Genomic DNA, 12,952 nt, shown 5'->3' on the forward strand with positions numbered 1-12,952 from the left:
CGGGCCGTATATCCTCGGGCCATGCAGCGGACCATCGCCGTCGTCGGCGGGGGCGCCGCCGGCGTCATCCTCTCGGCCCACCTGCTGCGTGCGGCCGCGTCCTCCGGGTCCGGCCGGCGGGTGCGGGTCCTCCTGGTCGATCCCGCGGAGACGCCCGGTCGCGGCCTCCCCTACCGGACCACCGACCCCCGGCACACGCTCAACGCCGTGGTCGCCCGGCTCAGCGCCTTCGACGACGACCCCGAGCACCTGCTGCGCTGGTGCGCGTCCGCCGGAGTGCCCGCCGAGCCCGGCACGTTCCTGCAGCGCGCCGACTTCGGGCGGTACCTCACCGAGCTGCTCGGGTCGGTGCCCGTGCCGCCCGGCAGTGTGGTCGAGCACGTGCGGGGTGCGGTGGTGGACCTGGTGGATTCTGGCTCCGGGGGCGGGGCTGCGCCGGACGCCGAGCCCGGCGTCACGCTCACCCTGGCCAACGGCGCCGTCCTGCGCGCCGACGCCGCCGTCCTCGCGCTCGGCACCCCGCCGCCCGTGCGGCTGCCCGAGTACGAGCCGTGGGGCGACCGGTACGTCGCCGACCCGTGGTCGCCCGACCTGGACGAACGGGCGGCGGGCGCGCGCCGGGTCCTGGTCGTGGGCACGGGCCTGACGACGCTCGACGTCGTCGCGCACCTCCACACCCTGCTGCCCGCGGCGACGTTCACGGCGGTATCGCGCGGCGGCGCCCTGCCCGCCGCGCACGCCGCCGACCCGCTGCCGGCGCCCGTCGAGGTGGACCTCGGCGCCGGCCTCGTTCCCGACGCCGCCCTGCCGCTCGCGGGCGCCGTCGACCGGGTGCGGGAGCGCGTCGCGGCGGAGCGCGCCGCGGGCCGCGACTGGCGCGCGGTGATCGACGCCGTCCGCCCGCAGGTCAACCCGACCTGGGCGCGGCTGACGGCCGCCGAGCAGGCGACCTTCCAGCGCGAGCACGCGCGCTCGTGGGAGAACGTACGGCACCGCATGTCGCACGCGATGCGCACCCACGTCGAGCGGCTCGTGGCGGACGGCGTGCTCACGGTCTCGACGGTCGAGGCGGTCCGGGGCGCGACGGGCTGGGACACCTCGGCGTTCGACCTGGTCGTGGGCGCGACCGGGCTCCCCGCCCTGACGTCGCCGGGCTGGAACCCGCTGGTCGACGCCCTGGTCGCGCGCGGCCTGGTGCGCCCGCACCGGCTCGGTACCGGGCTCGACCTCACGCCGGACGCCGCCCTGGTCGACGCCGCCGGCGTCGGGCACCCGCGGCTGCGCGCCATGGGGCTGGCGCGGCGCGGGCTGGAGTGGGAGTGCACGTCGGTGCCGGACCTGCGCCGGCAGGCGGCGCGGCTCGCCGAGGAGCTGCTGGGCTAGTCCTGCTGGGCCAGGCACTGGTCATCGAACTGCCATGTGGCGGTTGCCCTGCGGCCACGCAGGGGGTGAAGTCTTCCCTCGAACACCCACCTGTCACACCGACCGGGACGAGGGAAACAGATGCCTGGACCTGCACGAACACTCACGCTGGCCGCCGGCACGACGGCGGCCGCGGTCGCCCTGGGCCTCGCGGCGGCGGGGCCCGTCGCGACGGCCGCACCGTCGGCCGCGCCGTCGGCTGCGACGTCCGCCGAGGTGGCCCAGCGCTGGGCGCCCATCCACTACCAGGACGTGGACCAGACCGGCACCAACGCCCTGGGCGGCCGCTCGGACTACCTCGCGGCGTACGACTTCGACGGCGACCTCAACGCGCGCAACAACTGGGAGAACACGGGCAACCACCCGCTGGCGGCCACGGCGTACTACTCGGTCATGGAGACGTCGAGCCACTGGTTCGTGACGTACATGTTCTTCCACCCGCGCGACTGGTCGGACTCGATCTTCGACACCGAGCACGAGAACGACGCCGAGGGCGTCATGGTTGCCGTCCAGAAGGACGGCTCGGCCTACGGGGTGCTGCGCGGCGCCGTCACGGTGGCGCACAGCGACTTCTACTCGTACACGCCGCAGGGCAGCACCTGGGGCGCGGGCGCCGAGACGATCGACGGCACCCTGCAGATGGCGACCAGCCCGCACGACGGCCTGACCCACCCGGTCACCGCCCAGGAGGCCAAGGGCCACGGCCTCAAGGCGCGCCCCGGCTACGACATCAAGGGCGGCGGCGTCATCTACTACCCCGCCGGTCGCGCCGAGGTGCCGGAGCACCCCGACGACCGGGACGTCTCCTACCGCCTGGTGGACATCCACGCGCCCGGCGGGCTGTGGGCGCAGCGGAACAACTCGCAGCTCTTCGCGAGCGCGGGCACGTTCGCGGGCGACACCTCGGGCAGCTGCGGTGACGGTGGCATCTCGTGCACCCAGAACGCCGCGAACGCCCCGTGGGGCTGGGACGACGGCGACGACGTCCCGGGCCGCGGCGCCCTCGCGACGGACCCGGCGGGCCTGTCGGCGAGCTACTTCCGCATCCCGGAACCCCTGAGCCGCACCTACACGACCAACCCCTACTGACCGTCCCCTGACCTCGACCCCGCGTCGTTGACCACAGCACTTCCTGCCAGGACTTGGCCCCGCGTGGCAGCAACCGCTGTGCTCAACACCGGGCCCGGACGGCGGCAGGCGCGGGGACACGTTGCGGCGGGTGGTCGGTAGAACGTCAGGTGGTCGGCAGCCCGGACTACCGACCACCTGACATCCTGCCGACCACCCGCACCACCTGACCCGGACCGTGTTGAGCACAGCACTTGCTGCCAGGAGACGGCCCCGCGTGGCAGCAACCGCTGTGCTCAACACCGGGGTCGGACGGCGACAGGCGCGGGGACAGGTTGCGACGGGTGATCGGTAGAACGTCAGGTGGTCGGCAGCCCGGACTACCGATCACCTGACATCTTGCCGACCACCGGCCCTCGCCCGACCCGGCCCAGTTCGACCCCGGTATTGACCACCGCAGTTGCTGCCACGGGACGGCCCCACATGGCAGCAACTGCTGTGCTCAACAGCGGACGGGGCGACGTCGGGGCCGCGGCGCCAGCGGCGATGCCGGCCCGGCCGACGGCGTTGACCACAGCAGTTTCTGCCACCGGATGGTCCATCGTGGCAGCAACTGCTGTGGTCAACACCCCAGGTGGGCGGGGGTGCGGGGCGCCGAGGGTCAGCCTCAACTCAAGGTTGAGGGTTTGGTGTGGCTCACCCTCAAGTCGAAGATGAGGGTCGGGCTGCGGCGTCGTGGAGCGTCCGACGCAGCCGGGTCCGACGGCGCCTCCGCCCGGCGGTACCTGGTCGGACGGCGGAGCGCCATCGGGGTCAGGCCGCGGCGTTGGCCTCTGTATCCAGGGACTCGCCCGCGCCGAAGCAGAACAGCGGGTTCGCCGTGTCGAAGGGGACGTCGCTGCGGGAGGCCTCGACCGCCGCCGTCGACCGGGGCAGGTCGAACGGCAGCCGGCCCTCGGGCGGGACCGCGCCGGTGAGCGCGTCGAGCAGCGCGGGGGTGCCCACCCCGAACGTGACGACCAGGGTGTTCGCGTGCGGCAGCAACGGCGTCAGGACCGCGGGCCGGTCGAGGTGCACGTCCACCACGGTCGGCACCTGGGCAGAGACCTCCGCGACATGTGCGACGACGTCGTCGGCGAACTCGAGCGAGCCCGCGTGGAAGAAGCTCTCGAAGCCCGGCCCGCGCTCCTCGTACGGTGCTTCCAGGCGGAGCAGCGCGACGTCGGCCTCGGCCGGCGAGCCGACGCGGCGGAACCCGTCGATCTCGCCGTCGGGCACTCCCTCCGCGTACAGGCGCAGCCCGGGCGTGAGCGGCAGGCGCGCGGCGTCCGCCGCTCCACCGCGAGCATGGTCGCCGACGACGCCGCCACCGACAGCCGCGCCACCAACAGCAGCCGCCGCTCCCCCGCGAGCACCGGCACCCGCGTTGCGGAGCACCGTCACCGAGCGGGACTGCGCCCGCCGCCCCGCGGCGACCAGGTCGGCGCGTCCGACGACGACGGCGGCAGCGTCCTCGTCGACGTACCGGCGGTCGTCGAAGAGGCCGAGCTCGAACTTCTCGGCCAGCAGCCGCCGCACCGAGGCGTCGACCCGCGCCTCGGGAACCCGCCCCGAGCGAACGAGCTCGATCACGTGCTCCGGGCAGGCCTCGCCGCCGAGCTGGTCGGCGCCGGCGTCCAGGATCTTGGCCACGCGGTCCAGCGGGCTGAGGTGCTCCACGCCCCAGGCGCGCGCCGGGAACGGGAGGCCGAACATCTCGACGTCGGTCACGAGACCCCAGTCGGTGCAGATGATGCCGTCGAACCCGAGGTGCTCGCGCAGCAGCCGGGTCAGCACGCCGCGGTTGAAGCCGAAGCCGACCTGCTCGACGTCCTCGGGCCCGGTGCCGAGGTCGGCCCGCAGCCCCACGGGCATCCCGTAGTACGGCATCATCTGCCGGGTCCCGGCGGCGAGCAGCGCCTTGAACGGCGCCAGGTGCAGGTCGAACTGCTCGCCCGGGTAGACCTGCTCGCGGCCGTAGGCGAAGTGCGGGTCCTCGCCGTCGAGCTGCGGGCCGCCGCCCGGGAAGTGCTTGGTCATCGTGGACACGCTGTCGGGCCCGAACACACCGTCCAGCCCGACGGCCCGGGCGACGTCGCCGCCGCCCTGCAGCCCGCGCACGTAGGCGGCGCCGAGGCGTCCGGTGAGGTCGGCGTCCTCGCCGAAGGTGCCCCCGCCGCGCGCCCAGCGGGGCTCGGTCACGAGGTCGACCTGCGGGTGCAGCGCCGTGCGGATGCCGACGGCGAGGTACTCCTGCCGGGCCGCGTCGCCGTGCTCCTCGACCAGCCGCTCGTCGCGGGTCGCGGCCAGGCCCAGGGTCTCCGGCCACTGCGAGAACGGCCCCGACAGCAGCGCCGCGCCCGGGTTGTCGGTGAACGAGTGCCGCGGGTCGGAGGCGACGGTCACCGGGATGCCCAGCCGCGTCCCGGCGGCGAGCCGCTGGAGGCGGTTGTGCCAGGCGGCGAACTCGCGGGCCGTCGGCGGCGCGGCGAGCACGTTGAGGTGCGTCAGGTGCCGGTCCAGCACCAGGTCGGAGGTGCCGGGCATGCCGTGGTCGGACGGCTCGTCGGCCAGCGTGCCGTCGGGGCCCACCTCGACCATGGTCTGGAACATCTGCCCGGCCTTCTCGGCCAGGGTCATCCGGCCCAGCAGGTCGGCGACCCGCTCGGCGACGGGCAGCGCGGGATCGAGGTAGCGCGGCTCGCCCGTCGGCTCGGCCGCCGTCACCGCGCACCCCGGATGAACATCGTGCTCACGGCGCCGACGACGGCCACCAGCGCGCCCACCAGGAACAGCGCGGTGTAGTTGCCGCCGGCGCCGTCCGCGGAGGCCGGGCCGATCGCGAGCAGCGCCGGCGCCATGGCCGGGGCGAGCGACTGCGGCAGGGCGTTGGCGATGTTGAAGACGCCCATGTTCTTGGCGGCCTCGGTGTCCTTGTTGGGCAGCACGTCGGTGACGAGCGCCAGGTCGACCGCGAAGTACGCGCCCAGGCCCGCGCCGAACAGCGCGGCCCCGAGGTACAGGTGGGCGGGCGCCCCTGCGAACGCGAAGACGAGCAGGCCGGCGCCGGCGAGCACGGTGGAGATGATCACGAACACCTTGCGGCGGCCCGTGCGGTCGGACAGCGCGCCGCCGGCCGAGCCCGCCAGGAGCAGCACGGCCGCCTGGAGCACCATGAGGCGCAGCTGCCAGCCGAGCGCCGTCGGCTCGTCCATGCCGAACCGGTCCTGCAGGAAGTAGACCTGGTAGCTGTTGTAGAGCGCGAAGCCGAACAGCAGCAGGAAACGGCCGGCGAAGGCCCAGCCGAAGTCGGGGTGCTTGCGCGGCGAGACCCAGAACCCGCCGAGGAAGCGGCCCAGGTGGAAGGGCTCGACGTCGGCCGGGTCGAGGCGGCGGTCCTTCAGGACGGCGACCAGGGCGAGCACGCCCACGATCGCGAGCGCCGTCGGCAGCAGGAAGAGCCAGGCGGACCCGGCGCCGGCCGCCGTGAGCCAAGCCGCGATGCCGATGCCGGCCAGGGGCGCGAGGTTCTGGGCGATGCCGAGCCAGCCGGAGACGCGGGCGCGCAGGCGCTCCTCGACCTGGTCGGGCAGCAGGGCCTGGAGGGCGGCCTGGGTGCCGTTGAACGCCGTCTGGGCGACGGCCCAGCCGATCGCGACGACGGCGATGTTCGGCGCGAGGGCGATGATCGCGATGCCCGCGGAGCCGAGCAGCACGCCCCAGAGCAGCCAGGGGCGGCGCATGCCGAGGCGGGAGGTGGTGCGGTCGGACAGGGCGCCGGCGAGGGGGTTGGCTACGAACGCGAAGAAGGCGCCGACGCCGGTGACGAGCGCGAGGTCGGCGGCGCGGGTCTCGGGGGTGGACAGGGCGCTGACCCGGAGCGCGAGGGTGCTGATGACCGGGGTCAGGAGCGCCACGTAGAGCGCGAAGAACGCGGCGACGTACGCGAGGACGAGGCCGGTGCCGCCCGCCTTGGGCGGCGCCGGGTGGGCTGCCGCGTGCGGCGGCGTGGCGGCCGGGTCCTGCGCGGGACGCGAATCGAGGGTTGCCATGGTGACTCCTGGGGTGGGGCAGCACTGCCCCGGCTGGGCGGGCTCCCGGCGGGCCGCTGTCTTTATCGGCCTACCGGGTGGTAGTTTTTGAATTTCTACCACTCGGTAGGTTTGCAGCGCAACAGTCCAGGCTAAGGAGTGCACACATGACCATCGAGGAGACCACCGAGGCGCCGGCAGCCGCAGGATCGGGCGCCGCAGTGTCCGGCTCGGCGACGACGACCAGCCGCGCGTTCGACGTCGAGCGCACGCTCGCCGCCCTCACGCTCGAGGAGAAGGCGTCGCTGCTGTCGGGCCTGGACTTCTGGACCACGCAGCCGGTCGGCCGGGACGACGTCGCCGTGCCGGGCGTCATGGTCACCGACGGCCCGCACGGGCTGCGCAAGCAGGCCGAGTCCCCCGACCACCTGGGGCTGGGCACCTCCGTGCCCGCCACCTGCTTCCCGCCCGCGGCCACGCTCGGCTCCACGTGGGACCCCGCGCTGCTGCGCCGGGTCGGCGAGGCGCTGGGCCGCGAGACGCGCGTCAACGACGTCGCCGTGCTGCTGGGCCCGGGCATCAACATCAAGCGCTCGCCGCTGAACGGACGCAACTTCGAGTACCTGTCCGAGGACCCGGTGATCTCGGGCGAGCTCGGCGCCGCCCTCGTGGCCGGCATCCAGTCCCAGGGCGTCGGCACGTCGCTCAAGCACTTCGCGGCCAACAACCAGGAGGCCGACCGCATGCGCGTCTCGGCCGACGTCGACGAGCGCACCCTGCGCGAGATCTACCTGCCCGGGTTCGAGCGGGTCGTCAAGCGGGCGCAGCCGTGGACGGTGATGTGCTCGTACAACAAGATCAACGACGTCTACGCGTCGCAGAACCACTGGCTCCTGACCGAGGTGCTACGCGACGAGTGGGGCTTCGAGGGGCTCGTCGTGTCCGACTGGGGCGCGGTGCGCGACCGCGTCGCCGCCGTCGCCGCCGGGCTCGACCTGGAGATGCCCGCCACGGGCGGCCGCACCGACGCCGAGGTCGTCGCCGCGGTCCGCGCCGGCACGCTCGACGAGGCAGTGGTCGACGTCGCGGCCCGCCGCGTGCTGCGCCTCGTGGCGCGCTCGCTGCCGGCGCTCGACGCCGCAGCTGCCTCCGGTGAGGACTTCGACGTCGACGCCCACCACGCCCTGGCCCGCGAGGCAGCGGCGGCGGGCACGGTGCTGCTGAAGAACGACGCGGTCCTCGACGAGCTCGACCGGCAGGGCGCCCCGCTCCTGCCGCTGGCCTCCGCCGAGGGTGTCGCCGTCGTCGGCGAGCTGGCGCGCACGCCGCGCTACCAGGGCGCCGGGTCCTCGCAGGTCAACCCCACGCGGCTCGACGACGCGCTGTCCGCGCTGCGCACCGCCACGGGCGCCGAGGTGCCGTTCGCGGCCGGGTACACGGTCGACGGCGCCGACGCCGGCTCGGGCACCGACGCCGACGCGCTGCGGGACGAGGCCGTCGAGGTGGCCCGCGCCGCCGGGACGGTGCTGGTGTTCCTGGGCCTGCCCGCCTCGTACGAGTCGGAGGGCTTCGACCGCGCGCACATGGACCTCCCCGCGGAGCAGGTCGCGGTGCTGGAGGCCGTGGCCGCCGTGAACCCCCGCGTCGTCGTCGTGCTGGCGAACGGTTCGGCGGTCTCCGTCGCGTCGTGGCAGCGGCTCGCCCCGGCCGTGGTCGAGGGCTGGCTGGGCGGCCAGGCGGGCGGCTCCGCCGTCGCCGACGTGCTGCTCGGCGCCGTCAACCCGGCCGGACGTCTCGCCGAGACCATCCCGCTGCGGCTGGAGGACAACCCGTCCTACGGCAACTTCCCCGGCGAGCTCGGGCACGTCCGCTACGGCGAGGGCCTGCTGGTGGGCTACCGCTGGTACGACGCGCGGCGGGCGGACGTCGCCTACCCGTTCGGGCACGGCCTGTCGTACACCACGTTCGCGTACGACGGCGTGGCCGCCGAGGTCCTGCGTCCGGCGTCCGGGGCGGACGACGACGCCGACGCCGCCGTGGTGCGCGTGACCGTCACGGTCACCAACACCGGCGAGCGCCAGGGCGCCGAGGTCGTGCAGGTGTACGTCGGCGACCCCGAGTCCCAGGTGCAGCGCCCGGAGCGCGAGCTCAAGGCGTTCGCCAAGGTCGACCTGGAGCCCGGCGCGTCGCGCGAGGTCACGCTCGACCTCGTGGGCCGCGACCTGGCCTACTGGCACCCCGTGCTGCGCCGCTGGGTGGTCGAGGGCGGCGAGTTCGTCGTCTCCGTCGGCTCCTCGTCGCGCGACCTGCGTGGTGCGGCGACCGTCGTCGTCGAGGGCGAGGACGTGCGCCTGCCCCTGGAGCCGCTGTCCACGGTGGCCGAGGCGATGGCGCACCCCGTCGTCGGGCCGCGCGTCCAGGCGCTCGTGCACGGCGGCGCCGTGGCCGACGACATGCTCGGCATGATCGGCGACATGCCGCTGACCGTCGTGGCCGACTTTGGCATGGGCGGCTTCGACCGGGACGGCCTGACGGCGCTCCTCGCGGAGGCCAACGGCTGAGCGGCCGTCAGCGCAGGATGAGGTTCAGGTAGCCGCGCAGGTCGGCAGCCATGTCGACCCGCTCGGCGCCAGGCCGTTCCAGGGAGAACAGCCACTGGATCTGGAGCCCGTCCATGAGCGCCACCACGGTGCGCGCCGCCTGGTCGGGGTCCACCCCGGGAGCGAGGCCGCCCCGCGCGGCCCGCTCCCGGAGGAGCTGGGACTGCTCCCCCAGCACGCGCGCGTACCGGCGCCGGAAGTACTCGTGCGCGGGGTGGTCGGGCGAGGTGGCCTCCGTGGACAGCCCGGCGAACAGCTCGACGAGCGGACGGCGCAGCCGGTTGCGCTCCACGAGGTTCAGCAGCGCCTCGAAGTACTCCGTGCCGCGCTCCATGTCCTCCTGGAAGGACTGCTCGTCCACGGCGTCGCGGTACTCCAGCACGGCCTCCAGCAGGGCGGCCTTGTTGGGGAAGTGGTGCAGCAGGCCCGGGTGGGAGATGCCCACCCGGGCGGCGATGTCCCGCAGGGAGGCGCCGTGGAAGCCGACGTCGGCGAACACGAGGATCGCCGTACGGATGATCTCCTGCTGCGTCGCGCGGCCCTTGGCGTAGCCACCCCGGGTGCCGGTGGTGGTCCCGGGCCTGGTGGACGGACCGGTCTGCGCGCTGACGGACATGCGCCCAAACTACCCCGGCCGGGGCCGCGCGACGGCGTCGGGCCCGGCCGGGGCTCCGTCAGGCCCGGTTCAAGCGAGGCGGGCGCTGATGACGAGCTGCTCCCCCGCGTCGAGGCGGACGTCGGCCAGGCGGACGCCGTCGGGCAGCTTCTCGGCGAGGTCGATGTCGCGACTGGTGGCTGCCTCGACCTTGCCGCGGATGGTCCCGAGCAGCGCAGCGACGAGCGGGTTGGAGCTGCCGAGCTGCACGTCGCGCACGGCGAGCACCATGTTCTCGTCGACGCTGACCGACGCCGTCGCCTGCACGCGGGCCGAGAGGAACACGCCCTTCTTGATCGCGGCGTCGACCCGGAGCGTGGCCGCGCGCGGGCCCTGGGAGACGAGGTCGAGGTCCAGGGCGGTGAGCGTGATGCCCTGCTGCTGCAGGACGACGGCGAGCACGCCGCGCGCCGTCGCGACCAGGCCCGCCTTGTCGACGGCGACGCGGGCGTGACCGGAGACCGGGTGGTCGGCGTCGGGCTCGACGGGCTGGAGGCCCACGCGGCCGTCGGCGCCGTCGACCCAGTCGAAGCGCAGGTTCGTGACCTCCGCGGTGATGTCCACGGGCAGGTCCACGGCGACGAGCTGGTGGGCGTCGATGCGCAGGTGGTGCAGGGTGCCGGGCTCGCGGGCGACGATCTCGGGGTGCCAGCCCTTGCGCTCGGGCGCAGCCTGGCCGGGGTGGCCGGGCTGGCCCGGGTAGGTGGCGTGGCCCGGGTGGGCGGGCTGGGCCGCCTGGGGCAGCGAGACGACGACGCCCGACAGGTCGACGACGGCCGACGTGATGTCGGCGCCGTCGAGCTCCGCGGTGATCGGCGCGCGGTCCAGCCCCAGGGCCTGGCCGCCGAGCTCCTCCGTCAGCGTCGCTCGGATGCGCGCCTCCAGGTCGACGCCGAGGGCGGGCCGGGGTGCGGTGCCGAGCGGGATCGGGTCGGGCGCGGGGCGGGACTCGGGCTGGTCGGCGGGCTGGTCGGGTGAGGGGCGCTGGGCGGCGTCGGTCATGGACGCGAGACTAGCCGCCGGCGGGCCGGCCAGGCCCGTCATCCACAGGGCGGGTCAGACCCGGCCCTGGTTGAGGCGGCGCTGCAGCGCCATGACGGCGCTGGACTCGCGCGAGATGACGCCGTCGACCCGGGTGCCGAGGTACCGCTGGAGGGCGCGGATCGTCTGCGGGCCGATCTTGCCGTCGCGCTGGCCCGAGGGCATGCCGATCCGGCGCTGGAGGGCGGCGATCACGCGGGAGCCCTGGGCGTCGGCGACCCAGCGCCAGCCGGTGGTCAGGCCGGGGTTGACGTCGCGCCAGGCGACGCTCTGCGACGAGACGACACCGTCGACCGCGGTGCCGAGCTCCTGCTGGAGGCGACGGGTCGTGGACGAGCCCCAGAAGCCGTCGACGGTGATCCCGCCGGGCTCCCCCGGGCTGGGCGGGGTCGAGCCCTCGCCGTCGCGGATGTCGTCGATGCGCGCGTACAGGTTGCGGCCGGGGCAGGCGGTCTGCGAGACGTCGCGGTGGCCGCCGAGCGGCGCGCCCCGGGTCCACCAGCGGTCCTTGCCCGCGCCGTAGATGGCGGCGGCCGTGGAGATCTGCGCGGCGGTCGGGTTGTTGGCCTCGTAGTTGCCGGCGAAGCAGATCGAGCGCGAGGTGCTGTTGCGGCCGCCGGTGTGGGTGCCGCGCCGGTTCCAGCTCACGCCCTGGTAGGCGCGGCCGGAGGGGAAGATCACCACGTTGTACGAGATGCCGGTGCCGAACCGGGTCTGGCCCACGCTCTCCAGCGCGCGCATCTGCTCGGCCTCTGCGGCGACGGTCGCGCCCGGCGAGAGCTGGGCCGTGACCGAGTGGTGCACCCAGACCTCGACGGCCGGGCCGGTCAGCGTCAGGTCGCCGTCGGGGTAGCGGGCACCCCAGGAGGCGCGGGACGCGATGCTGACGGCGGCGGTGGGTTCCGGGGCTTCTGGTTCGGGGGTCGTGGTCGGTTTGGGGGTCTCGGGCTCTGGGACCCCGGTCGGTTCCGGAGCCGTCTGAGGCTCGGGAACCTCGCCCTGCGGCTCGTCGTCGGGGCCGAGCACCTCCAGCACGGTCCCGTCCTCACCCTTGATCTCGTACACCTCAGCCACGGTTGCCCCCTCAGACCCATGTTCCGTAAATGTCGTACATGTCTACCACCGCGCGGTGAGCGGGGCGACCCCCTACCGTGCAGGGATGAGCACCGCCTGGACCCTCACGATCGACTGCGCCGACGCGCGCACCGTCGCCGCGTTCTGGATGCTCGCCCTCGGATACGTGGAGCGGCCGCCGCCGTCGGGCCGGGAATCCTGGGAGGAATGGCTGACCGAGCAGGGCGTGCCCGAGGCGGAGTGGGGCGACAGCGCCTACCTCGTGGATCCCGAGGGCCGGCTGCCGTCCCTGTCGTTCCTGAAGGTCCCCGAGCCCAAGACCGTGAAGAACCGGGTGCACCTGGACCTGCAGGTCTCCGGCGGACGGGACGCCCCGGCCGGGGAGCGCGAGCGGCTCATCCGCGCCAAGGTCACCGAGCTGGTGGCGGCGGGCGGGAGCGTCGCGTGGGAGTCCCCCGGGCCGGCCGGACTGGACCACGTGACGGTGCGCGACCCGGAGGGCAACGAGCTCTGCGTGGTGTGAGGGGCGGGCGGCGGCGGTTCGCTGGCGGGCTGTCCGACGTCGGGCCCGATGCTGTGGGCGCGGCGCGTTCCCGCCGGTCCGCCGTGAGGTGCGCTTGTACTGTGGCGAGCGTGATCAGCATCGATGCCGAGTCCCCCGTCCCGCCGTACGAGCAGGTGCGCACCACGCTCGCGCAGCAGATGGCGGACCGGACCCTGCCCGTCGGCGCGCGGCTGCCGACGGTGCGGGCGCTGGCCGCCGACCTCGGCATCGCCGTCAACACCGTGGCGCGCGCGTACCGGGAGCTGGAGGCGGCCGGGCTGGTCGAGACCCGCGGCCGGGCCGGAACCTTCGTCAGCGCGGCCGGCAACCAGCGCCTCGCCCTGGCCCAGGACGCCGCGGCGCAGTACGCCGAGACGACCCGCGCCCTCGGGATCGACCGGGCGGAGGCCCTGGAGATCGTCTCGGCGGCGCTGCGGTAGCGGCACCTGCGGCTGACGTCGGCAGCAATTGCTCCGCC

10 protein-coding genes are annotated in these 12,952 nt (G+C 74.5%); 5 read left to right on the top strand and 5 right to left on the bottom strand.

What is annotated here, in order from left to right:
- Positions 1 to 21: 21 nt before the first annotated feature.
- Entirely contained in the window at positions 22 to 1,383 is a 1,362-nt protein-coding gene (locus FHX71_RS10315) for an FAD/NAD(P)-binding protein (RefSeq protein ID WP_182615950.1), read from the top strand.
- Between the two features lie 120 nt (positions 1,384 to 1,503).
- Complete coding sequence (locus FHX71_RS10320; RefSeq protein WP_220489614.1) at positions 1,504 to 2,511, top strand: hypothetical protein; 1,008 nt, start codon at positions 1,504 to 1,506, stop codon at positions 2,509 to 2,511.
- Positions 2,512 to 3,303: 792 nt separating this feature from the next.
- On the opposite strand, the gene FHX71_RS10325 is transcribed toward FHX71_RS10320, so the two are convergent.
- Positions 3,304 to 5,256, bottom strand: coding sequence for a glycoside hydrolase family 3 protein (locus tag FHX71_RS10325; protein ID WP_182615952.1), 1,953 nt, complete (start codon positions 5,254 to 5,256; stop codon positions 3,304 to 3,306).
- Positions 5,253 to 6,581, bottom strand: coding sequence for an MFS transporter (locus FHX71_RS10330; protein ID WP_182615954.1), 1,329 nt, complete (start codon positions 6,579 to 6,581; stop codon positions 5,253 to 5,255). Before FHX71_RS10330 ends, FHX71_RS10325 begins: the two co-directional genes overlap by 4 nt.
- A gap of 146 nt (positions 6,582 to 6,727) precedes the next feature.
- Between FHX71_RS10330 and FHX71_RS10335 the strand changes: the two genes are divergently transcribed.
- On the top strand, positions 6,728 to 9,121 hold the full coding sequence (locus FHX71_RS10335; RefSeq protein WP_182615957.1) for a glycoside hydrolase family 3 C-terminal domain-containing protein: 2,394 nt from the start codon (positions 6,728 to 6,730) through the stop codon (positions 9,119 to 9,121).
- 7 nt (positions 9,122 to 9,128) lie between these two features.
- On the opposite strand, the gene FHX71_RS10340 is transcribed toward FHX71_RS10335, so the two are convergent.
- The 3 genes from FHX71_RS10340 to FHX71_RS10350 form a co-directional block, all read right to left on the bottom strand.
- The gene (locus FHX71_RS10340; RefSeq protein WP_182615959.1) at positions 9,129 to 9,776 is read right to left on the bottom strand and encodes a TetR/AcrR family transcriptional regulator; all 648 of its coding nucleotides are present in this window, start codon (positions 9,774 to 9,776) and stop codon (positions 9,129 to 9,131) included.
- A gap of 69 nt (positions 9,777 to 9,845) precedes the next feature.
- On the bottom strand, positions 9,846 to 10,817 hold the full coding sequence (locus FHX71_RS10345) for a hypothetical protein (protein ID WP_182615961.1): 972 nt from the start codon (positions 10,815 to 10,817) through the stop codon (positions 9,846 to 9,848).
- A 54-nt stretch (positions 10,818 to 10,871) separates the two neighbouring features.
- A complete protein-coding gene (locus FHX71_RS10350; RefSeq protein WP_182615963.1) occupies positions 10,872 to 11,930 on the bottom strand; it encodes a peptidoglycan recognition protein family protein in 1,059 nt (352 codons plus the stop codon).
- Between the two features lie 85 nt (positions 11,931 to 12,015).
- On the opposite strand from FHX71_RS10350, the gene FHX71_RS10355 reads away from it, so the two are divergent.
- The gene (locus FHX71_RS10355; protein WP_182615966.1) at positions 12,016 to 12,453 is read left to right on the top strand and encodes a VOC family protein; all 438 of its coding nucleotides are present in this window, start codon (positions 12,016 to 12,018) and stop codon (positions 12,451 to 12,453) included.
- Between the two features lie 101 nt (positions 12,454 to 12,554).
- Positions 12,555 to 12,914, top strand: coding sequence for a GntR family transcriptional regulator (locus FHX71_RS10360; protein ID WP_182615967.1), 360 nt, complete (start codon positions 12,555 to 12,557; stop codon positions 12,912 to 12,914).
- Positions 12,915 to 12,952 lie beyond the last annotated feature (38 nt).

Origin of the sequence: Promicromonospora sukumoe (assembly GCF_014137995.1) — a bacterium.
In the GTDB taxonomy this organism is placed as follows: Bacteria; Actinomycetota; Actinomycetes; order Actinomycetales; family Cellulomonadaceae; genus Promicromonospora; species Promicromonospora sukumoe.

Excerpts from the sequence above, each read along its gene's own strand:
- FHX71_RS10315 (WP_182615950.1), top strand. The coding sequence starts at position 22 with ATGCAGCGGACCATCGCCGTCGTCGGCGGGGGCGCCGCCGGCGTCATC.
- FHX71_RS10320 (WP_220489614.1), top strand. The coding sequence starts at position 1,504 with ATGCCTGGACCTGCACGAACACTCACGCTGGCCGCCGGCACGACGGCG.
- FHX71_RS10330 (WP_182615954.1), bottom strand. The coding sequence starts at position 6,581 with ATGGCAACCCTCGATTCGCGTCCCGCGCAGGACCCGGCCGCCACGCCG.
- FHX71_RS10335 (WP_182615957.1), top strand. The coding sequence starts at position 6,728 with ATGACCATCGAGGAGACCACCGAGGCGCCGGCAGCCGCAGGATCGGGC.
- FHX71_RS10340 (WP_182615959.1), bottom strand. The coding sequence starts at position 9,776 with ATGTCCGTCAGCGCGCAGACCGGTCCGTCCACCAGGCCCGGGACCACC.
- FHX71_RS10345 (WP_182615961.1), bottom strand. The coding sequence starts at position 10,817 with ATGACCGACGCCGCCCAGCGCCCCTCACCCGACCAGCCCGCCGACCAG.
- FHX71_RS10355 (WP_182615966.1), top strand. The coding sequence starts at position 12,016 with ATGAGCACCGCCTGGACCCTCACGATCGACTGCGCCGACGCGCGCACC.